The organism is Actinoplanes flavus, assembly GCF_017592555.1.
Classification (GTDB): Bacteria; Actinomycetota; Actinomycetes; order Mycobacteriales; family Micromonosporaceae; genus Actinoplanes; species Actinoplanes flavus.
Genome location: NZ_JAGFNS010000007.1, coordinates 163,805 through 184,707 on the forward strand (window position 1 = coordinate 163,805; position 20,903 = coordinate 184,707).

Sequence of the window (20,903 nt, forward strand, 5' to 3'; positions counted from 1 at the left end):
TCTTTCCTCTCGATGGTGCGGACTATCGGCGGCTGGTCGCGCTGCTCAGGGGCAGCGGACGACCTGGCCGGCGTAGGTGAGGCCGCCGCCGAAGCCGAACAGCAGCACCGGCGCCCCGGAGGGCACCTCCCGCCGCTCGATCAGCTTGGACAGGGCCAGCGGGACGCTCGCCGCGGACGTGTTGCCCGACTCGACGAGGTCCTTGGCGACGATCACGTCCGGGCCCAGGCCGAGCCGCTTGACGATGCCGTCGATGATCCGGGTGTTGGCCTGGTGCGGGACGAAGGCGGCCAGCTCGGACGGCTCGATGCCGGCCCGCTTGCAGACCTCGAGCGCGAACGGCGCGAGCGCGGTGGTGGCCCAGCGGAAGACCGTCTGGCCCTCCTGCTTGATGTACGGCTGCCAGCCGGCGATGGTGAGGGCGTCGCCCTTGTCCGGGGCGGAACCCCACAGCACCGGGCCGATCGCGGCCTCCTCGCCGTCCGGGACGGCGCTGACCACGGCCGCGCCCGCCGCGTCGGCGAACAGGACGGCGGTGGTGCGGTCCGACCAGTCGACCACGTCGGAGAGCTTCTCGGCGCCGATGACCAGGGCGTTGCGGGCCGCGCCGGCACGGATCGCGTGGTCCGCGGTGCCCAGCGCGTACGAGAAGCCGGAGCAGGCGGTGTTCAGGTCGAAGGCGGCCGGGGCGGCGATGCCGAGCCGGGCCGCGACCCGGGTCGCCACGTTCGGGCAGCGGTCGATCGCGGAGCAGGTGGCGACCACGACCATGTCGATGTCGGCCGCGGTGAGCCCGGACGCGGCGAGCGCCTTCTCCGCCGCCCAGGTGGCCATGTCGGCGACCGACTCGGTGCCGGCGATCCGGCGCTCGGCGATGCCGACCCGGTCGCGGATCCACGCGTCGTTGGTCTCCAGCGTACGGGCCAGGTCGTCGTTCGTGACCACGCGCGAGGGCTGGTAGTGCCCCATCGCGACGATGCGGGAACCCGCGGTCATCGTGTTTCTCCTTCGTGGCGGGCGATCAGGTCGAGAGCGGCGGGCAGGTCGTCCGGTGTGTTGAGCGTGACGATCTCCGGGGCTCCGTCGCCCTTGAGTTCGCGCTTGACCAGGCCCGCGAGGGTGCCGGCGGGGGGTAGTTCGATGATGCCCGTGACGCCGAGCTCCTTGAGGGTGCGCATGCACAGGTCCCAGCGGACCGGGGCGGTGACCTGACGGACCAGGCGCTGGATGATCTCCGCGCCGTCCGTCACCGCCGTGCCGTCGGAGTTCGACAGCAGGGTCCGGACCGGATCATGCGCGACAACCTTACCCGCGGCGGCGGCCAGAACGGCCTCGGCCGGAGCCATGTAAGGGGTGTGGAACGCGCCCGCTACGGGTAGCGCGATGACCCGTGCCCGGGCCGGTGGCTCGGCGGCGAACCCGGCGAGGGCGGGCAGCGCGCCGGCGGCGACGATCTGGCCGGCGCCGTTGCGGTTGGCCGGGTGCAGGCCGTGCTTCTCGATCGCGGCGACCACCTCGTCGGGGTCGCCGCCGAGGACGGCGCTCATCCCGGTCGGCTCGAGGGCGCAGGCGGCGGCCATCTCCCGGCCGCGGATCCCGGCCAGGGTGATCGCGTCCTCCGGCGAGAGCACGCCCGCCAGGGCGGCCGCGCCCAGTTCGCCGACGCTGTGGCCGGCGACCACCCGGACACCGGCCGGCGGCAGGTGTTCGCCGGCCAGCAGGGCGGCGGCGACCAGCAGCGGCTGTGTCCGTGCGGTGTCCTTGATCTCGTCGGCTCCGGCCTCGGTGCCGAGATGAACCAGGTCGACCCCGGCGAGCGCGGACCATCCGCGGAGACGGGACTCCGCGTCCGGGAGGTCGAGCCAGGGAGTCAGGAAGCCGGGCTTCTGCGAGCCCTGGCCTGGCGAGAGTACGGCGAGCACGCCTTCGACTCTTCCGGATCGGAGGCCTTTGCGCGGTAGCCGGGCACGACCAAACCCTACGACCAGCGTTGTAGGGTTCCTACAAAACAGGGGGTTACTTGGGCAACTTTCACCCCATTCGTGACTACCACCATCGTGTCTGATGGTGCGAGATCCGGCTCACGTTCCGGGGTCGAGGCGCCCCACCGTGAGGGCCATCCGCAGGGCGAAGGCGTCCCGGCCGTCCAGCGGGGAGAGCGCGGTGACCTCGGCCACCCGGCGCAGACGGTAGCGGACGGTGTTCGGGTGGACGTAGAGCTCGCGGGCCGCGCTCTCCAGCACGCCGCCGGAGGCGAAGAACGCGTCCAGGGTCTCCAGCAGGCCGCTGCCGGCCCGGGTCAGCGCCCCGAAGACGTCGTGGCGCAGCTTGCGCCGGGCGTCCATGTCCCCGGAGAGGGCGCGCTCCGGCAGCAGGTCGTCGGCGGCCACCGGGGACGGCGCCCCGGGCCAGGCCGGCGCGGCCCGGAAACCGGCCAGCGCGGCCCGCGCCGACTCGGTGGCCTGATCCAGCGACGGTACGGCCGGGCCGACCACCACCGGGCCCTCGCCGAACCCGCCGCTGAGCGCGGACGCGGCCGCCACCGGGTCGGTGGCGCCGCCGACCACGACCACCAGACGGTCGCCGTGCACGCCGGCGATCACCTCGAGCCGGGCGCGGCGGGCGGCCCGGTAGACGGCGTGCAGCACCGCGGTGATGTCTCCGCCGGGGGAGCGGCCCACCACCACGGCCACCGGCGGCGCGTCCGCCCAGCCGAGCGCCGCGGCCCGGCTGGCCAGGACGTCCGACGAGTCGCCGCGCAGCAGGGCGTCGACCAGCAGGGCCTGGAGCCGGGCGTCCCAGGCGCCACGGGACTCGGCGGCCCGCGCGTAGACCCGGGCCGCGGAGAACGCGATCTCCCGGGAGAAGCGCAGGATCGCCTGGATCAGGGCCTCGTGCTCGGCCGGCTCGGCGAACCCGGGCACCTCGGCCTCGGCCACGTCGACCGTCACCTTGATCAGTTGGACGGTGTGGGTCAGCGTGATCACCCGGGCCAGCGCCCGGGGCGCGGCGGCGAACACCTCGTCGGAGATCTCGGTGCTGGCGGCGACCGTGCCGCCGGAGCGCAGCCACTCGACGAGCGACCGGACGCCGGCCTGTGCGACGAGCATCACCCAGGACCGCTGGTCGGCCGGGAGCGCCCGGAACCACGGCAGCGTCTCATCCATACGGGCCACGGCGGCGCTGGCGAGTGCGCCCGCGTGCCGTTCGATCCGGCGCAGCGTGCCGGGGAGCAGCGGATTCACCGGCGTCTCCGGTCGCCCGGCGGGCGCGGGAGTGGCGCCGGTCTCAGTTTCTGCCACCGGCACAGCGTGCCACGGCACCCCGGGTGTCCGGCATCCGGATGACAGGTGACGGAAGCGGAGACGGCATGCATCTTAGGGGTTTTTATGACATTTGACCGGCGTAGCGGTGCGCCTCTCCCGCGATTTCGGTCGGTGACCTGGCAAGGTGTCGGACTAGTGCGCTTCGGGGCGGGGATTAACACCGGGCGTCACGGTGCCGATGAGGAAGCGGTGCCGGGAGCACATCGGTGTCGTGGGTACGTGATCGAGGAGGCGAGATGATGGAACGGGACGACGCGTTCGCGTACACCGACAGGGATCCCGCCCTCGACGACCTGCCGGCGGTGCCGCCGGCCGACGAGGAGCAGATCATCGACCCGGGCACGGGACGGGTCGGATGCCGTACCGAACTGCGCGGCTGGGCCGGGGCCCACCTGCACGGCGCGGTCCGCCCACGCCGCCGGGCCGCCGGGCGAGGGCGCCCACCGGGCCGCTGGTGCTGAGTCTCGTACGGGTGAGTGGCGGGCGCGTTTCCCTGTCCTGAGCGTCCCGGCCTGGTCAGGTGGAAACGGTGGACGACAAGAGACGGCAGATCCTCGACCAGGCCCTCGCGCTGGTCGACGAGCGCGGGCTGGCCGCCATGTCGATGCGGGCGGTGGCCGAACGGGTCGGGCTCACCTCGATGGCGCTCTACCCGTACGTCGGCGGCAAGGACGCTCTCCTCGACGGGCTCGTCGATCTGCTGCACCTGGAACTGGGCGCGGCGTTCGGCGACGACCTCGCGAGCATCGGCTGGCGGCAACGGCTGTGCGCGCTGGGCCGGGCGGTCCGCTCGCTGGCCCGGGCCCATCCCAGCGCCTTCCCGCTGCTGCTGAACCGCTCCGCGGCCGGCCCGTCGGCGGCCTGGCTCTCCGGCGCGCTCCAGGGCGTCCTGAGTGACGCCGGGGTGCCCGGGCCGGACGTGCCGAGGATCGCCCGGATGATCTGCGCCTTCCTGCTCGGCTACACGACCGGCGAGGTCACCGGCGGACTGCCCGGATCGACCCCGGAAACGCTGGAGGGCGCCGCCGAGTTCGACGCCGACCTGGAGGACCTGGTCCGCCTGGTGGAGAACTCGGCAGCGCCCGCTTCGCGAAGCACCGCTCAGGAGAGCGCGATCACACGCGGCGGCGAATGAGGAACGCCATGCCCGCCAGACCGGTCAGGATGACCAGCAGGACCGCGCCGTTGAGCAGGAACAGCCGGCGCATCTCGGTGAACATCTCGGACATCTCCTCGACCGGGTTCACCTCGGCGCTGAGGTCTTCCCCGATGCCACCGCCGATGCCGCCGTGCACCACGTCCGGTTTGGCCTCCAGCGGAGCGCCGCCCAGTCGCAGCGACTCCGGCATGGACATCCGGCCGTAGAACCAGCCCTCGGTCTTCTTCCCGGACGGCTGCTTGGCCGGCCGGTGCGCCCGCGGGCCGCCGGCGGCCAGCGGGTACAGGTGGTAGATCTGGCTCGGCGCGTCCTTGACCAGCAGGGTCACCGTGTATTTCGGCCCCAGCTTCGCCGCCTTCGGCGCCGACGTCGACGCCGTGGCGGTGGCGAGCCAGCCGACCTCGCTGACCAGCATCTCGAAGAGCTTCGGCCGCTCGTCCTCCCGGACCAGCACCGGCTCCGGGATGTCCGTGCCGGTGAGCTCCAGCGCCGTCGGTTTCGGTGGCGCCTTCGGCGCGGCCCGCACCGCGCCCGGCGCCGCCCCCACCGCCAGCGCGAGCGCCACGGCCAGCGCCGTCACCGCGGACGCCAGCCTCCTGATCGTCGTCCCCCGCACCATCCGACCTCCCCGCCCGTGGATGGACATGGCCCCACTCAACCTGCTGCTCGTGCCCGGCGGTGGAACCGTGCACGGCCCAGGCCTCCAGCCTTCCCGGACACCGGCCCGGCCGCATCTCGAGGCAGGGTGAATTGGAGCCATGTGGGGGATGGCCGCGGAGACGGAACGGCCGTTGATCAGCGGCCGAATAGTACCCACCCCACGCAAACGGTGGGGGTGGTGGTCACCCTCGTGACGGAGAGCATCACCGATTCCGGCGACCGGCTGTGGCAGCCGGTCGCCGAATGCGGTAGACGTCAGCTCAGACGCGCGCGAGCTGCGGTGATACGAGCCAGCGTGCGCTCGCGGCCGAGGAGTTCGATCGACTCGAACAGCGGCAGGCCGATCGTGCGGCCGGTGACCGCCACCCGTACCGGTGCCTGAGTCTTGCCCAATTTGAGACCTCGCGCCTCACCGACCTGCTCGAGCGCGGTCTTGAGCGCCTCGGCCGACCAGTCGGGCAGGGCGGCGAAGGCGGCCGCCGTGCCGTCCAGGATGTCGTCGGCGCCGTCCTTCATCGCCTTCGCCCAGGACGCCTCGTCGTGCACCGGCTCGTCGAGGAAGAGGAAGTCGACGTTGTCGACGATCTCGGAGAGCACCCCGATCCGGGTCTGGGCGAGCGGGGCGATCGCGGCGAACACGCCCGCGTCGAAGGCGGCCGGCGACCACGGCGGGGCCGGGATCGTGTCGGTGCCGGTCAGCCACGGCGCGCACACCTGGGTGAACTCGCTCACGGTCAGGGCCCGGATGTACTCCCCGTTGAAGGCGCGCAGCTTCTTGACGTCGTAGAACGCCGGGGCGTGGTTGACGTCCTCGATCCGGAACTCCTCCTCGATCACCGACCACGGGACGATCTCCCGGTCGCCGGTGGGCGCCCAGCCGAGCAGCATCAGGTAGTTGCGCATGGCGGCGGCCAGGTAGCCCTCGTCCCGGTACTGCTCCAGCGCCACCTTGTCGCGGCGCTTGGACAGCTTCTGCCGCTTCTCGTTGACGATCACCGGGACGTGGCCCCAGACCGGCGGCGTGGCGCCCAGCGCCTCCCACAGCAGCTGCTGCTTCGGCGTGTTGGGCAGGTGCTCCTCGGCGCGGAACACGTGGGTGATGCCCAGGCTCATGTCGTCGACCACGTTGGCCAGCAGGAAGACCGCCGAGCCGTCGCTGCGGGCGATGACGAAGTCCTCGATCAGCCGGTTCTCGAAGGTGGGCTTGCCGCGGACCAGGTCCTCGACCACCGTCTCGCCCTCGTCGGGGGTACGGAAACGCAGCGCGCGGCCCTCGCCCGGGCCGAGTGCCCGGTCCCGGCAGAAGCCGTCGTAGCCGGTGTGCTTGTTGCCCGAGCGCGCCACCACGTCGTCGCGGGTGCAGTCGCAGTAGTAGGCCTTGCCCTCGCCGTACAGCCGGGTGGCGGCGGCGGTGTGATCGGCCGCGTAGGACGACTGGAAGTGGGGACCCTCGTACGCCCCGCGTTCGATGCCGATCCAGTCGAGCGCCGAGATGATGCCCTCGGTCCACTCGGGCCGGTTACGGGCTGCGTCGGTGTCCTCGATCCGGAGCACGAAGACACCGCCGTGCTGCTGGGCGTAGATCCAGTTCTGCAGCGCGGTGCGGGCGCCGCCCACGTGGAACATGCCGGTCGGAGAGGGAGCGAAGCGTACGCGAACAGTCACCGCCCCAGACTACCGACGTGGACGAGTGAGTTAGGGGGAAGGGCCCGCGCTCGGATCCGAACGCGGGCCCGGCCCTCTTAGGAGTCGCCGCCGGTCTCGCCGACCGGAGCCGCGTTGACGTCGTCGATCGCGTACTTCTTGGCCGCCTCGGCCGGTACGTGCGCCGGCACCAGGCCGCGCAGCGCCAGCTCGCGCAGCGTCGCCACGGTGACCGACTCGCCGTCCACGTGGAAGTGGCGGCGCAGGGCGTGCCGGGTGTCGCTCATGCCGAACCCGTCGGTGCCCAGCGAGGTGTAGCCGTTCGGCACCCAGCGGGCGATCAGGTCGGGCACCGCCCGCATCCAGTCGCTGACCGCCACCGACGGACCCTCGGTCGCCTCCAGCTTCTGCTGGATGTACGGCTTGCGCGGGGTGTCGCCCGGGTGCAGCAGGTTGTGCTCCTCGGCCTCGATGGCGTCGCGGCGCAGCTCGGTCCAGGAGGTGACCGACCAGACGTCGGCGCTGACCCCCCAGTCCTGGGCGAGCAGCTCCTGAGCCTTGAGCGCCCACCGCATGCCGGTGCCGGAGGCGAGCAGCTGCGCCTTCGGGCCGTCCTTCAGCGAGCTCTCGTTGAACCGGTAGATGCCCTTGAGCAGGCCCTCGGTGTCGAGGCCGGCCGGCTCGGCGGGCTGGATCGCCGGCTCGTTGTAGATGGTGAGGTAGTAGAAGATGTTCTCCTGCTTCTCGCCGTACATGCGGTGCAGGCCGTTCTCCATGATGTGGGCGATCTCGTACCCGAAGGCCGGGTCGTAGGACACCACGGCCGGGTTGGTCGCCGCGATCAGCAGCGAGTGCCCGTCCTCGTGCTGGAGGCCCTCACCGTTGAGCGTGGTCCGGCCGGCGGTGGCGCCGAGCAGGAAGCCACGGGTCATCTGGTCGGCGGCCGCCCACAGCTCGTCGGCGGTGCGCTGGAACCCGAACATCGAGTAGAAGATGTACAGCGGGATCATCGGCTCGTCGTGCGTCGCGTACGACGTGCCGGCCGCGATGAAGCTCGCCGTGGAACCCGCCTCGTTGATGCCCTCGTGCAGGATCTGGCCGTTCGTGGCCTCCTTGTAGGACAGGAACAGCTCCCGGTCCACGGAGGTGTACGTCTGGCCGTGCGGCGAGTAGATCTTCTTGGTCGGGAAGAGCGAGTCCATGCCGAAGGTCCGGGCCTCGTCCGGGATGATCGGCACCCAGCGGGCCCCGAACTCCTTGTCCTTCATGAGGTCCTTGAGCAGGCGGACGAACGCCATCGTGGTGGCGACCTTCTGCTTGCCGCTGCCGCCCTTGAGTCCGCTGAACGCCTTCGAGTCCGGGATCGCCAGCGACTTCGCCTTGGTCCGCCGGGTCGGGATCGACCCGCCCAGCTCACGACGGCGCTCGATCATGTACTGGAACTCGTCGGACTTCTCGCCGGGGTGGTAGTACGGCGGAAGGTACGGGTTCTCCTCGAGCTGCTTGTCGCTGATGTCGAGGTAGAGGCGGTCCCGGAAGCCCTTCAGGTCCTCCAGGGTCAGCTTCTTCATCTGGTGGGTGGCGTTGCGGGCCTCGAAGTGCGACCCGAGCGTCCAGCCCTTGACCGTCTTGGCCAGGATCACGGTCGGCTGGCCGGTGTGCTCGGTGGCCGCCTTGTACGCCGCGTACAGCTTGCGGTAGTCGTGCCCGCCGCGCTTCAGGTTCCAGATCTCGTCGTCGGTCATGCCCTCGACGAGCTTGCGGGTCCGCGGGTCACGGCCGAAGAAGTGCTCCCGCACATACGCCCCGGACTCGCCCTTGTAGGTCTGGTAGTCACCGTCGGGCGTCACGTTCATCAGGTTGACCAGCGCGCCGTCGGTGTCGCCGGCGAGCAGGCCGTCCCACTCGCGGCCCCAGACCACCTTGATCACGTTCCACCCGGCGCCGCGGAAGAAGGCCTCCAGTTCCTGGATGACCTTGCCGTTGCCGCGCACCGGGCCGTCGAGGCGCTGGAGGTTGCAGTTGACCACGAAGGTGAGGTTGTCCAGCTCCTCGCGGGCGGCCAGGCCGATCGCGCCGAGCGACTCGACCTCGTCCATCTCGCCGTCGCCGAGGAACGCCCAGACGCGCTGCTGGCTGGTGTCCTTGATGCCGCGGTTGTGCAGGTAGCGGTTGTACCGGGCCTGGTAGATCGCGTTCAGCGGGCCGAGACCCATGCTGACCGTCGGGAACTCCCAGAAGTTCGGCATGAGACGCGGATGCGGGTACGACGGGAGGCCGCCACCCGGGTGCGACAGCTCCTGCCGGAAACCGTCGAGCTGGTGGGTGGTGAGCCGGCCCTCGAGGTAGGCACGCGCATACATACCCGGGGAGGCGTGGCCCTGGTAGAAGATGTGGTCGCCACCGCCCGGGTGGTCCTTGCCCCGGAAGAAGTGGTTCATGCCGACCTCGTAGAGGCTGGCGCTCGACGCGTACGTCGAGATGTGACCGCCGACGCCGATCTCCGGGCGCTGCGCCCGGTGCACCAGCATCGCCGCGTTCCACCGGATGTAGGCCCGGATCCGCCGCTCGACGAACTCGTCGCCGGGGAACCAGGGCTCACGCTCCGGCGGGATGGTGTTGATGTAGTCGGTGGACGTCAGTGGCGGAACGCCGACCTGTCGCTCCCGGGCCTTCTCGAGAAGGCGCAACATCACATAACGGGCTCTCTTCGCGCCGCGTTCGTCGATGACTCCGTTGAGCGACTCGACCCATTCGTTGGTCTCTTCAGGGTCGATGTCGGGAAGCTGGCTCGGCAGGCCATCGCTGATCACCGGGCGCTTGCGCTCCGTGGCCACAGGCAATCCTCTAGGTGTGAGTGACGGGATCCGTGCGACCCAAGGTGGCGAATCGCTCGGAATAGGTCTCCATCCTGCCCCCTCACGGTGTGACTCGTCACGCCTACCGGCCGTCTCAGCGACGCTCGACACACGTACTGACCAGTAACTTTGTGACCCGGCGGGGACGTCAGCCCTGGACGAACGAGAAACGCACCTGGCGGGACGGATTGTCGCCGTTCGGGTCGACCAGACAGATCGACTGCCAGGTGCCGAGCGCGATCCGGCCGTCGATCACCGGCAGGGTGGCGTACGGCGCGATCCACGCCGGAAGCACGTGGTCCCGGCCGTGCCCCGGCGAGCCGTGCCGGTGCTGCCACCGGTCGTCGGTGGGAAGCAGTTCGCCGATCGCGGTCAGCAGGTCGTCGTCCGAGCCGGCCCCGGTCTCGATGATCGCCACCCCGGCGGTCGCATGCGGGACGAAGACGTGCAGCAGGCCGTCCTTCTCGGACTCGGCGAACCGGGCCGCCTCCCGGGTGATGTCCGTGACGGTGGGCGAGCGGCCGGTCCGGACGGTGATCACTTCAGTACGCATCCGCCGACCCTAGCGAGACCTTTTCCGGACGGTGGAGACCGAGCCGCCGATCCGTGGCCGAGCGCGACTCAAGGTAGGTCCGGAAAAGGTCCCGGCGCATAGAGATCGAGCACCAGGAACACCGCCGCCGCGCAGAGCAGCCAGCCCACGCACCGCGCGACGGCCACGGCGGCGGCCGACAAGATCATGTCACCGAGTACACCATCGGGTGACGCCGCGTGGGCCTAGATCGAGATTTCTCGCAGTGGCACGGCTGGCGCGGGTCGGGAATGCTGAACTCCGTGACCACCCCGCAAAGCCTCGACGAGCGGTTCCGCGATGCGGTCTCGGCCCTCCGGCCACCGGAGTCCGGGCGTGCCCCCGGCGATCCGGTCCGCGACGGCACCACCCTGACCGGCGCCCGTGCCCGGGACCTCTTCGACGCCCAGCTCACCAGCCGCCACCTCGACCTCGCCGCGCGCTGGCTGCGCAGCTTCAACGAGGGCTTCCACACCGGCGGGTCGGCCGGCCACGAGGGCAACGCCGCGGTCGCCGCGGCGCTGCGCGCCGACGATCCGGCCCTCCTGCACCACCGATCATCGGCCTTCTATTGCGTACGGGCGGCGAGCACCGCCGCCGGAGGCGCCCCGGACACGTCCCGGCGGCTCGAGGAAGCCGCCCGCGACATCCTGCGAGGCGTGGTCGCCTCGGTCCGCGACCCGATCACCGGCGGCCGCGACAAGATCTTCGGCAACCCGGCGCTGCACCTCGTCCCGGCGCTCTCGGCCGGCGGCGGCCACCTGCCCCGGGCGGCCGGCCTGGCGCACGCCCTCACCCGGCCCGGGCACGCCGCCCCGTGGCCCGAGGACGCGATCGTGGTGGCCTCCTTCGGCGACGGCGCGACGGCCCGCCCCGGCGCCGCGGTCGCCCTCGACACCGCCGGCCGCCTCGGGCACGCCGGGCAGCCGGCGCCGCTGCTGCTGATCTGCGAGGACGACGCCCCCGCCGGCGCCGGCCCGGACGGCTGGGTGGCCGGAGTGCTGCGCGGGCGACCAGGACTGCGGTATTCGTACGCCGACGGATGCGACCTGGCGGCGGCGTACGACGCGGCGGCCGAGGCGGCCGAGTTCGTCCGCCGCGAGCGCCGCCCCGCCGTCCTGCACCTGGCCACCCTGCACCTGCTCGGCCTGCCCGGCGACCCCGACCCCGGCGACAGCCTGGACCGCGACCCGCTGATCGGCACCGCCCGGCTGCTCGTCGCCGCCGGCCTGCTCGGCCCGGACGAGGTCATCACCCGGTACGACGAGGTCGGCTGGCAGGTCCGCAAAGCCGCCGAAGAGGTGCTCGGCGAACCGAAACTCGCCTCGACCGCGGAGGTCGTCGCCTCACTCGCGCCGCGCCGTCCGCTGCGGGTCGCGCACGCCGTCTCCGAAGCGGCCGGGCACGCCCTCGGCGCCGGGGCGCCCACCCGCCTGCGGGCCTTCGGCGGCCGCCTCCCCGAGGACACCGGGCCGATGACCCTGGCACAGACCATCGGCGCCACCCTCACCGACGCGCTGCTGGCCAACCCCGGCACGCTGATCTTCGGCCCCACCGTCACCCGCGGCGGACGGCACGGCGTCACCACCGGGCTGTCCGAGCACGCCACCGACCGGGTCTTCGACAGCCCGCCGGACGCTACCACGATCCTCGGGCTGGCCCTCGGCGCCGGGCTGGCCGGGCAACTGCCGGTGCCCGAACTCGACTGCCTGGCCGCCCTGCACAGCGGCATGGAGCAACTGCGGGCCGAGGCGGCCACCATGGCGTACCTGTCGGCCGGCGCCTACCGCAACCCGCTGGTGCTGCGCGTGCCCGGGTTCGCCCAGCCGTACGGGATCGGGGGTCACCTGGACAACGACAACGCGCTCGCCGCGCTGCGAGAGATCCCCGGTCTCGTGGTCGCGGCGCCCGCCCGCGCCGCCGACGCGGCGCCGATGCTGCGCTCCTGCCTCGCCGCGGCCGAGGTGGACGGCAGCGTCTGCGTCTTCCTCGAGCCGGCCGCCCTCTACCAGACGAGGGACCTCTATCAACAAGGCGACAACGAGTGGCTGGCGCCCTATCCCGCCCCCGGCGGATGGGCCGACGAGCACGTGCCGATCGGCCGCGCGCGGATCTACGGGCTGGGCACCGCGCAGGACCTGACCATCGTGACGTACGGCAACGGCGTCCGGATGTCGCTGCGTGTCGCCGCCCAACTGGCCGCCGACGGATACGGCTCCCGGGTGGTCGACCTCCGGTGGCTGAACCCGCTGCCCACGGCCGATCTGCTGCGCGAGGCCGCGGCCACCGGGCGGGTGCTCATCGTCGACGAGACACGGCGTTCCGGAGGAGTCGGCGAAGGGGTGCTGGCAGCCCTGGTCGACGGGGCGTTCGTCGGATCCGCACGCCGGGTGGCGGCCGCGGATGTGCCGGTTCCGCTCGGTCCCGCCGCCCAGCAGGTTCTGGTGGGAGAGGATGCCATCACACAGGGTGCCCACGCCCTGCTGGCGCGGTAAATTGCCACACACTCGGTGCGCCACTTGCGTACCGGCCCCGGAATGTGTGGACTACCCCCAGGTTCCGGAACATTTTTGACGGCTAGGAGGATTTGGACAGTGAGCGCGACCGCGGGTCAGGCCGACGGCGTACGCAGCCTGGCGGACCGGTTCGGCTTCGAGCCGAACATGGTGGTCATGGAGATGGGTTACGACGAGGACGTCGATGAGGATCTCCGTGACGCCCTGACCGAACGCGTCGGAGAGCTGGTCGACGAGGACACCGACGAGGTGGTCGACGCGGTGCTGTTGTGGTACCGCGACGGCGACGACGACCTTTTCGAAATCTTGACCGACGCACTCGGCCCCCTCGCCGACAACGGCGTGGTGTGGCTGTTGACCCCGAAAGCCGGCCGTGACGGGCACGTCGAGCCGAGCGAGATCAGCGAGGCGGCCCCCACCGCGGGCCTCCAGCAGACCTCGACGGTGAACGCCGGCAAGGACTGGACAGGCGCGCGCCTGGTCTCCCCACGGGGCGCCAAGAAGAAGTAGCTCACTGCCCTCACCCCTCTCTGGTCGGCGCCCGGCGGGCGCCGACCATGCGGCGTTAGCCTGGTCTAGGCTGGGCGGATGCCGATCGAGCTGGGCGTGCCGGCGCCGGACTTCGTCCTCAAGGACCAGAACAACCAGGAGGTACGCCTCAGCGACTTCCGCGGTCGCAAGGCGGTCCTGCTGGTGTTCTACCCGCTGGCGTTCAGCCGCCGCTGCCACGGCGAGCTCACCGAGATCCAGGAGAACCTTCCGGCGTACGCGAACGACCACGTCCAGGTGCTGACGGTGAGCGTCGACTCGGTCTACGGCCACAAGGTCTGGGCCGACCAGGAAGGCTTCGACTTCCCGCTGCTCGCCGACTTCTGGCCGCACGGCGAGGTGGCCCGCGCCTACGGCGTCTTCGACGACGAGCGCGGCTTCGCCAACCGCGGCACCTTCTTGATCGACCCGGCGGGCCGCATCGTCTTCGCCGAGATGAACACCCCCGGCGAGGCCCGCGACCAGGCCCCCTGGCGCGCCGCCCTCGCCACCCTGAACCACTGATCCCCGGCAGGGTAGGATGACGACTCCGGCTTTTCGCCGAGCCGGGCGCGTAGCTCAGTGGGAGAGCACTCGCCTTACAAGCGAGGGGTCGTAGGTTCGAAACCTACCGCGCCCACCCTTCTTGATCAGGGCTGGAGCGGGCCACCGGTTCGGCCGGTGACCCGGCCGGTCTCGAATCCGGTTCTCGTCGGCTCGTTGCCGGAAACCCTCACCGGGCTGAATTCGCTGCGCGATGCTGTGGGCATGACGATGACCTCGGGTCGCGAGCGCCTGATTTCGGCGGTGGCCGTCACGGTGAGTCTTTCGCTCGTCGGCGCGTCGGCCGCCTCGGCTACGGATACCGCCGCCGGGGCCGAGGAGATCCGCGCCTGCGTCACCAAGAAGTCCGGCGATGTCAGAGTCCTGCGCAAGGGCGGGCGGTGTAAGGCCACAGAGTCGGCATTGTCCTGGGAGCGGCAGGGCCCTCCGGGCGCGCGTGGACCGCAGGGGCCGGCCGGCGCCAAGGGCGAGGCGGGTGAACGAGGCCCCGAGGGCGACCCGGGCGCGCCGGGCGCCGCGGCGTCGGCCTATGTGCGGGAGAACGAGCTGGTCGTCCCCAAAGGCCAGACGGGAACCATGCCCGCCGTCTCCTGCGACGAGGGTGACATGCTCACGGGTGCTTTCAACCGATGGCTGTCCGGTGACTCGCCGCAGTTCTCGTCGGACAACACCTGGGAGCAGGGGTACTACGCGGCCGGAAGCACCGGGGAATATCGGCTCGACCCGGTGACCGGGTTCATGATCAGCACGATTCCCTTCGAGATAACCGATGATCCCGAGGGGGAGACTCCGGCCTATCAAGGGGCCAGAATCCGCGTTCAGTGCCTGGATCTCACTCCGTAGCGGCTGGGTTTCCGGTCCGCGGAGGCGTGGCGCCGCCCAGGCGGGTCATCCAGCCGAGGGCGTGTGTGCCGAAAGGCTCGTCGGCTCTGGTCAGGGCGTTGTGCAGGTGGGCGGCGGCGGCCGTCGCCCGGGTCACCATCTCGGGTGGGTAGCCGAATTCTCGGCGGTGCTGGTCGAACTCGTCCTCGTCCTCGATCAGGACGCGGCCGTCGGGGCGGAAGCGGGTCACGTCGATGTCCAGGTCGATGACCGTGATGCGGCCGGGGGAGTGTTCGGCCGGGGTGGTCACGTCGCAGTAGATCTCCTGGGTGGAGGGCTCGGCCAGGAACATCGCCATCCACCAGCCGTCGTGCGGGATCAGGCGGACCGCGTCGTGGCGGGTGTGCTCGACCGGGCTGGCGCCGTAGCTGAAACGCACCACGCTGCCTCTCGGCGTGCCGATCCAGGTGCCGTGCTCGTCGTCGCCGAGCCGGAGGCCGGTGACGCTGCGGTGCGGGCGGCCGTCGTATTTGCGCAGCACCAGCTCGACCCTGTCCACGGGGGCGAGACTAGCCGCAACCGGGGCGCAACGGGGTGGGGGCTCAGCCGGGAGCGGACCGGACCGATCACAGTTGGTGTCCGCGGGGAACACCCGCGGTGGGCGGGTCCCGGCCGGTTTCCCCTTGGCGGCCGGGGCCCGCCCGGCAGCGCCGAGGCCGTGATCATGCCCGGCCGGGATCTCACCATCTGAATTCATTCACGCGTCTCACCTTTTCGGGGGACGCGCGGACGACCCCGGTCCAGGCTAGGGTTGTCGAGTGACATGTGGACTCGTGCAAAGAGCCTCAGGCTGCCCGGCGAGCGGTGGACAGCTGCCGGGGGATGTCCGGTTGTCCCGGCCGGCGAGCCGGGCCCAGCGCGATGACCAGGCGCTCCTGCACCTGGGCCGAGTCCGGCAGGCGCCACTGTGACCGGCCGGGCGGCACTTCCCAGCGGACCGGTCCGTCGGCCGTCCGGCTGGGCGGTGCCGGGATCCACGATCCTACGCCGTGCCGCACCACGTCGAGGCGCCGTTCGAGTTCGGGTCGCAGCGCGGTGCCCGGCCGGACGAGGAACATCCAGCTCCCGGCCGGGGTCACGGCGACCGGCCCGGCGTTCGGGCCGTGCCGGCCGAGCGACGCGGGCACCTCCAGGACGTCGAAGACCGTTCCCGTGGTGAGGAGAACGGTGTAGGGGTGCCGTCGCCACCAGTCGGTGATCCGGGCCGGATCGTCGGTGGCGGAGGTGACCCAGGACTCGATCGCCGGGTGACATCCGGTGATCGGGCAACCCGGCCGTCCGCAGTCGTACCGGCTTCCGGTCAGGTACGAGCCGGGCATCACGGGCCAGCCATGTGCCGCGTACCGCAGGGCGGCGCGGCGCAGGAGTGGCCGGTCGAGGATTGACGGTGGGACGAACGGCTGACGGCTGGTCCACTGCATAGCTCGATACCCCCGGGATCGGGCGGGAGCGCCGTTACCCGTCACGACAACCATCGTTGGGCTCGGCGGATCCACCCTTTGCAACTTGCAAGAAAACTACGAGCATCGGTGAGCAGGCGATCACACACGCTGTGCGATCTGTGCACACGTGAGCGGTCCACACTGCGAGTGACACCGGATGGCTCGCCGGCGGAAAGACCGCCGGTTGAGTGGGGAGGCACCGTGGACGAGCTGCCGATCGGCCGCCGCGTCGCCTACTGGCGGGGCCGACGCAAAATGTCCCAGCAGGTCTTCGCGGACCGGTTGGGCAAATCGAAGAGCTGGGTCGACAAGGTGGAACGCGGGGTTCGCCGGCTCGACAAGTTCTCAGTCGTGTACGACATCGCCGACGTGCTCCAGGTCGACGTCCAGCTGTTGCTGGGCAAAGAGGTGGAGCGCAAGCCGGAGACCCAGAACTGCATAGACCAGGTCGAGGTCGAGGAGATCCGCGCCGCTCTCGAGCGGTACGACCAGATGAGCGCGTTCTTCCAGGCGGTGCCACATTCACCGCCGCTACCGGAGATGCGCAAGGCCGTCAGCCACGCCTGGCTGACCTATCAGCACGCCAAGTACGGGGTCCTGGCGCGCGCCCTGCCCAAGCTGCTCCGCGACGCCCAGGCGGCGGACAGCGCCCACGCCAACAGCGACGATGCGTCGCAGGCCGCACACCTGCTCGGCCAGGTCTACCAGATCGCCTCGTCGGCGTTGCGCAAGGTCGGCGAACACGAACTGTCCTGGCTGGCCGCGGACCGTTCGATCGCCGTCTCCCAGCGGGCCGGTGACCAGTTGCTGGCCGGGCTGGCCAGTTACCGGGTCGGCAGCGCGCTGCTCGCGCTCGGCCGGGTCCGGCCGTCGCTCGAGGTCAACGTCAACATCGCCAACCGGCTGGCGCCCGGTCCGGAACGGCCACGTGCCGAGCAGCTCTCGGTGTACGGGATGCTGCTGCTCAACGGGGCCATGGCGGCCGCCCGGATCGGGGACAGCGCGACCGTCCGCGATCTGCTCTGCGGGGCCGACCAGGCGTCACTGGAGCTGGGTGGCGACTTCAACCACTACTGGACCAGCTTCGGGCCGACCAACGTGCAGCTGCACCGCTGCGCGACCGCGGTCGAGCTCGGGGACGGGAAGCTGGCGGTGGAGACGCATCTGAGCATGGACCAGAACGGGTTCCACGCCATGCTCCCGGAGCGGCGGGCACACCACTTCCTCGACATCGCGCGCGGTTACACACAGATCGGCGATGTGGAGAAGGCGGGCGAGATGCTGCTGGAGGGCGACCGGCTCGCCCCTTCCGAGATCCGGTGCCGGCCACTCGCCCACGAAGTCCTTTCCGACGTGCTCCGGCGTACCCGGGGCGCGCCACCCGCTCCGATCGCGGAGCTGGCTGAACAGATGGGAGTCGGTGTATGAGGTGGGTCTGCGAGTGATGACGGGTAACCCCTCACCCGGTGTGCTGTACGTGCTGGTGTGCGGCTCACCGATGGCCCGGGACGTCGGGATTCTCGTCACCCTCGCCCAGAACGAGGGCTGGGACGTGTGCGTGATCACCACGCCGGACGGCCGTAAGTTCGTCGACGTGGCGGCGCTCCAGGCGCAGACCGGACATCCGGTTCGATCGGCGTACAAGAGCCCCGGCGACCCGGACACGTTGCCGCAGGCGGACGCGATGATCGTCGCGCCGGCCACGGTCAACACGGTCAACAAGTGGGCCGCCGGGATCACCGACACGCTGGTGCTCGGCCTCCTCATCGAGGCGTACGGCTACGGCGTCCCGATCGCCGTGGTGCCGTACACCAACAAGGTCATGGCGCTGCACCCGGCGCTGCACGAGAGCCTCGCGAAACTTCGCGACTGGGGGGTGCACGTCCTCTACGGCGAGGACGTGTGCCGCCTCGGCGGCCCCGGGCAGACCGACCGGTTCCGGGGTCAGTTCCCCTGGCGGCGGGCCCTCCAGGCGGTCAGCAACCCGGTCGCCGCCCGAGTCGAGCCGGGGGCGGTCACCTAGCGGTATAGGCTCAGCCCTCGTGACCGACTCAACCGTCCGGACCGTGGTGGACGCCCTCGACACGCGATACCCGCGGAGCTGGGCGGAGTCCTGGGACCGGGTCGGGCTGGTGCTCGGCGAGTTCGACCACCCCGTCGCTCGTGTCCTCTGCGTCGTCGACTGCGTGCCGGAGACCGTGGAGCAGGCCGTCGACCTCGGCGCCGACCTGATCGTGGCGCACCATCCGCTGTTCCTGAAGCCGGTGTCGTCGATCGCCCCGGACACGTTCAAGGGCCGCATCGTGCACCGGCTGATCCGTGCCGGCGTGGCGCTCTACACCGCGCACACCAACGCCGACGTGGCCAACCCCGGCGTCTCCGACGCCCTCGCCGCCCGTCTCGGCCTGACCGGCCTGCGCCCGTTGGCGCCCGCCGAGGGCGCGGCCGCCGGCGAGGGGCGCGGCCTGGGCCGGATCGGTGTGCTGCCCGAGCCGCTCACGCTGGTGGAGTTGACCCGGCTCGCGGCCGAGCGGCTGCCGGCCACCTCGGCCGGTGTGCGTTCCGCCGGCGACCCGGACCGCCCGATCCGTACGGTCGCCGTCTGCGGTGGCGCGGGCGACTCGTTCCTGCCGGACGCGACCCGGGCCGGCGTCGACGCGTACCTCTGCGCGGACCTGCGGCATCATCCGGTGAGCGAGCATCTCGCGGCCGGTGGCCCGGCGCTGCTCGACGTCGCACACTGGGCGAGCGAGCGCCCGTGGCTCGACGACGTGGCGGCCTGGCTGCGCGAGGTCTTTCCCGTCGATGTGGTGGTGTCAGACGTGGACACCGACCCCTGGACCGTCCATGCGAACCGCGACGATTTGGAGATCCGCCCGTGAAGGCCGCCCCGGAAGCCCAGCGCCGTCTGCTCGACCTGCAGGCCGTCGACACCACCCTGGCCCAGCTCGCGCACCGGCGTAAGTCGCTGCCCGAGCTGGCCGAGATCGACGCGGTCGCGCGGGAGATCTCCGCGCTGGAGGACGAGCGGGTCCGCGCCCAGGTGGTCGTCGACGACCTGGACCGGGACATCGCCCGTCTGGAGAAGGACATCGACCAGGTCCGGCAGCGCAAGGACAAGGACCAGAAGCGGCTGGACGCGGGTGGTTCGCTGCGGGAGGTCGAGGGCCTCCAGCACGAGCTGACCACGCTGAACCGGCGGCAGTCCGAGCTGGAGGACGCCGAGCTGGAGCTGATGGAGCAGCGGGAGACCGCGGAGGCCGTGCTCACCGAGGTGCAGGGCCGGCTGTCGGCCGCGGTGGGCCGGCGCACCGACGCCGAGCGCCGCCGTGACGAGGCGAACGTGGAGATCGCCAAGGAGCTGGAGTTCAAGACCCAGGCCCGGGTGCCGCTCGCCGCCGACCTGCCGTCCGACCTGGTCGCCCTGTACGACAAGATCCGCACCGAGACCGGGATGGGCGCGGCCCTGGTGTACGCCGGGCGGTGCGGCGCCTGCCGGATCGAGCTGTACGGCGCCGACCTGAACCGGGTGAAGTCGGCTCCCAAGGACGACGTGGTCCGCTGTGAGGAGTGCCGCCGGATCATGGTGCGCACGTCGGAGTCCGGCCTGTGACCGGTCTGCGGGTGGTCGTCGAGGCCGATGGGGGTTCCCGTGGGAATCCGGGCCCGGCCGGGTACGGCGCGGTGGTCCGGGACGCCGGGACCGGCGAGGTCCTGGCCGAGCGGTACGCCTCACTCGGTGTCACCACCAACAACGTGGCGGAGTACTCGGGCCTGATCGCGGGTCTCGCGGCGGCCGCCGAGCTGAACGCCGAGCGGGTCGCCGTCAAGATGGACTCGAAGCTGGTCATCGAGCAGATGTCCGGCCGCTGGCAGATCAAGAACGCGGGTCTGCGCCCGCTCGCCGCCGAGGCCGCGGCACTGGTCGGCAGGTTCGCCGGGGTGACCTACGAGTGGATCCCGCGGGACCGCAACAAGGCGGCCGACGAGCTGGCCAACCGGGCGATGGACGAGGCGGCCGGCGCCCCGGTGAAGCAGGCCCCGGTCAAGGCGGGGGCGCCGAAGTCGTGGGCGCCGCCGGCCACCCTGGAGGACGCCACCCGGATCATCCTGGTCCGGCACGGCGCCACCCCGCTGACCGCGCAGGGCCGCTACTCGGGACGCGGGGACGTGCCGCTCACCGACGAGGGCGAGGCGCAGGCGATGGCCGCGGCCGGGCGGGTGGCGGGCATATCCCGCGACATCGCGGCGGTGCTGTCGTCACCCCTTTCCCGGTGTACGCGGACCGCTGAGCTGATCGCCGCCGAGGCCGGTGGTGTGCCGGTGACGGTGATGGACGATCTGATCGAGTGCGATTTCGGCCAGTGGGAGGCGAAGACCTTCGCCGAGGTGCAGGAGCGGTGGCCGGACGAGATGGCCGCGTGGCTGGCGTCGACGAGTGTGGCGCCGCCGGGCGGGGAGTCGTTCCAGGCGGTGGCCAAGCGGGTGCGTGGTGCTCTTGCCGCGGTGCTCAGCGCGTACCCCGGAAAGGTCGTCGTTCTTGTCTCTCATGTGTCGCCGATCAAGTTGATCCTGCGCGACGCGCTGGCGGCGGGGGATGCCTTCCTGCACCGGCTGTTTCTCGACGCGGCGGGTGTGTCGATGATGGACGTGTGGCCGGACGGGAACATCGCGGTCAGATCGGTCAACGAGACGGCCCATCTTCGCTGAGCGGATATTGACCCTCGCAGGGCGGACGTTTAGCTTCCTCGAT

Annotated in this window: 20 protein-coding genes and 1 tRNA gene; 12 read left to right on the forward strand and 9 right to left on the reverse strand. The window is 71.2% G+C overall.

Translation table 11 applies throughout. The annotated features are described in order from the left end of the window. Nucleotides 1-45: 45 nt before the first annotated feature. The 3 genes from J5X75_RS12730 to J5X75_RS12740 all read right to left on the reverse strand — a co-directional run bounded on the left by J5X75_RS12730 (nt 46) and on the right by J5X75_RS12740 (nt 3,167). Entirely contained in the window at nt 46-996 is a 951-nt protein-coding gene (locus J5X75_RS12730) for a beta-ketoacyl-ACP synthase III (protein WP_208467551.1), read from the reverse strand. Continuing rightward, nucleotides 993-1,922, reverse strand: coding sequence for an ACP S-malonyltransferase (locus J5X75_RS12735; protein WP_208467552.1), 930 nt, complete (start codon nt 1,920-1,922; stop codon nt 993-995). The genes J5X75_RS12730 and J5X75_RS12735 overlap by 4 nt, the downstream gene beginning before the upstream one ends. Nucleotides 1,923-2,081: 159 nt before the next feature. Then, nucleotides 2,082-3,167: a PucR family transcriptional regulator gene (locus J5X75_RS12740; RefSeq protein WP_372450875.1), complete on the reverse strand. Its 1,086-nt coding sequence runs from the start codon at nt 3,165-3,167 to the stop codon at nt 2,082-2,084. Between the two features lie 395 nt (nt 3,168-3,562). Between J5X75_RS12740 and J5X75_RS12745 the strand changes: the two genes are divergently transcribed. Both J5X75_RS12745 and J5X75_RS12750 read left to right on the forward strand, forming a co-directional pair. Further along, complete coding sequence (locus tag J5X75_RS12745; RefSeq protein ID WP_188121593.1) at nt 3,563-3,787, forward strand: hypothetical protein; 225 nt, start codon at nt 3,563-3,565, stop codon at nt 3,785-3,787. Between the two features lie 68 nt (nt 3,788-3,855). After that, the gene (locus J5X75_RS12750; protein ID WP_208467553.1) at nt 3,856-4,461 is read left to right on the forward strand and encodes a TetR/AcrR family transcriptional regulator; all 606 of its coding nucleotides are present in this window, start codon (nt 3,856-3,858) and stop codon (nt 4,459-4,461) included. Here the strand turns inward: J5X75_RS12750 and J5X75_RS12755 are convergent. From J5X75_RS12755 to J5X75_RS12770, 4 genes are all read right to left on the reverse strand, one after another. Further along, entirely contained in the window at nt 4,442-5,104 is a 663-nt protein-coding gene (locus J5X75_RS12755) for a hypothetical protein (RefSeq protein ID WP_208467554.1), read from the reverse strand. The two genes, J5X75_RS12750 and J5X75_RS12755, sit on opposite strands and share 20 nt — an antisense overlap. A 296-nt stretch (nt 5,105-5,400) precedes the next feature. Beyond that, complete coding sequence (gene gltX / locus J5X75_RS12760) at nt 5,401-6,810, reverse strand: glutamate--tRNA ligase (protein WP_208467555.1); 1,410 nt, start codon at nt 6,808-6,810, stop codon at nt 5,401-5,403. A gap of 77 nt (nt 6,811-6,887) precedes the next feature. Beyond that, a complete protein-coding gene (gene aceE / locus J5X75_RS12765; RefSeq protein WP_208467556.1) occupies nt 6,888-9,626 on the reverse strand; it encodes a pyruvate dehydrogenase (acetyl-transferring), homodimeric type in 2,739 nt (912 codons plus the stop codon). A gap of 169 nt (nt 9,627-9,795) precedes the next feature. Further along, nucleotides 9,796-10,200 (reverse strand): YjbQ family protein, encoded by a 405-nt coding sequence (locus J5X75_RS12770; protein ID WP_208467557.1) that lies wholly within the window; start codon nt 10,198-10,200, stop codon nt 9,796-9,798. A gap of 269 nt (nt 10,201-10,469) precedes the next feature. Here J5X75_RS12770 and J5X75_RS12775 point away from each other — a divergent pair, with 269 nt between their 5' ends. The 5 genes from J5X75_RS12775 (at nt 10,470) to J5X75_RS12795 (ending at nt 14,669) form a co-directional block, all read left to right on the forward strand. Next, complete coding sequence (locus J5X75_RS12775; RefSeq protein ID WP_208467558.1) at nt 10,470-12,713, forward strand: transketolase C-terminal domain-containing protein; 2,244 nt, start codon at nt 10,470-10,472, stop codon at nt 12,711-12,713. Nucleotides 12,714-12,812: 99 nt separating this feature from the next. Next, nucleotides 12,813-13,244, forward strand: coding sequence for a DUF3052 domain-containing protein (locus tag J5X75_RS12780; RefSeq protein ID WP_183226119.1), 432 nt, complete (start codon nt 12,813-12,815; stop codon nt 13,242-13,244). A 78-nt stretch (nt 13,245-13,322) separates the two neighbouring features. After that, complete coding sequence (locus tag J5X75_RS12785; protein ID WP_208467559.1) at nt 13,323-13,787, forward strand: peroxiredoxin; 465 nt, start codon at nt 13,323-13,325, stop codon at nt 13,785-13,787. Nucleotides 13,788-13,830: 43 nt separating this feature from the next. Continuing rightward, nucleotides 13,831-13,902: transfer RNA gene (locus J5X75_RS12790), tRNA-Val, on the forward strand. 41 nt (nt 13,903-13,943) lie between these two features. Then, entirely contained in the window at nt 13,944-14,669 is a 726-nt protein-coding gene (locus J5X75_RS12795) for a collagen-like triple helix repeat-containing protein (protein ID WP_208467560.1), read from the forward strand. Here the strand turns inward: J5X75_RS12795 and J5X75_RS12800 are convergent. Continuing rightward, entirely contained in the window at nt 14,659-15,207 is a 549-nt protein-coding gene (locus J5X75_RS12800) for a ribonuclease FAU-1 family protein (RefSeq protein ID WP_208467561.1), read from the reverse strand. The two genes, J5X75_RS12795 and J5X75_RS12800, sit on opposite strands and share 11 nt — an antisense overlap. A gap of 286 nt (nt 15,208-15,493) precedes the next feature. Beyond that, nucleotides 15,494-16,129, reverse strand: a complete 636-nt coding sequence (locus tag J5X75_RS12805) for a bifunctional DNA primase/polymerase (RefSeq protein ID WP_208467562.1) — start codon at nt 16,127-16,129, stop codon at nt 15,494-15,496. Nucleotides 16,130-16,351: 222 nt separating this feature from the next. Between J5X75_RS12805 and J5X75_RS12810 the strand changes: the two genes are divergently transcribed. Genes J5X75_RS12810 through J5X75_RS12830 form a run of 5 tightly spaced genes read left to right on the forward strand, consistent with a single transcriptional unit; the run spans nt 16,352 to nt 20,860 of the window. Beyond that, a complete protein-coding gene (locus J5X75_RS12810) occupies nt 16,352-17,578 on the forward strand; it encodes a helix-turn-helix domain-containing protein (protein ID WP_208467563.1) in 1,227 nt (408 codons plus the stop codon). A gap of 16 nt (nt 17,579-17,594) precedes the next feature. Then, nucleotides 17,595-18,173, forward strand: a complete 579-nt coding sequence (locus tag J5X75_RS12815; protein WP_208467564.1) for a flavoprotein — start codon at nt 17,595-17,597, stop codon at nt 18,171-18,173. Nucleotides 18,174-18,192: 19 nt separating this feature from the next. Continuing rightward, a complete protein-coding gene (locus tag J5X75_RS12820; RefSeq protein WP_208467565.1) occupies nt 18,193-19,032 on the forward strand; it encodes a Nif3-like dinuclear metal center hexameric protein in 840 nt (279 codons plus the stop codon). Then, nucleotides 19,029-19,763 (forward strand): zinc ribbon domain-containing protein, encoded by a 735-nt coding sequence (locus J5X75_RS12825; RefSeq protein ID WP_208467566.1) that lies wholly within the window; start codon nt 19,029-19,031, stop codon nt 19,761-19,763. The genes J5X75_RS12820 and J5X75_RS12825 overlap by 4 nt, the downstream gene beginning before the upstream one ends. Before the next feature lie 5 nt (nt 19,764-19,768). Continuing rightward, nucleotides 19,769-20,860 carry a bifunctional RNase H/acid phosphatase gene (locus J5X75_RS12830; RefSeq protein WP_238487838.1) on the forward strand — a complete coding sequence of 364 codons (1,092 nt, stop codon included), beginning with the start codon at nt 19,769-19,771 and terminating at the stop codon, nt 20,858-20,860. Nucleotides 20,861-20,903: the final 43 nt, after the last annotated feature.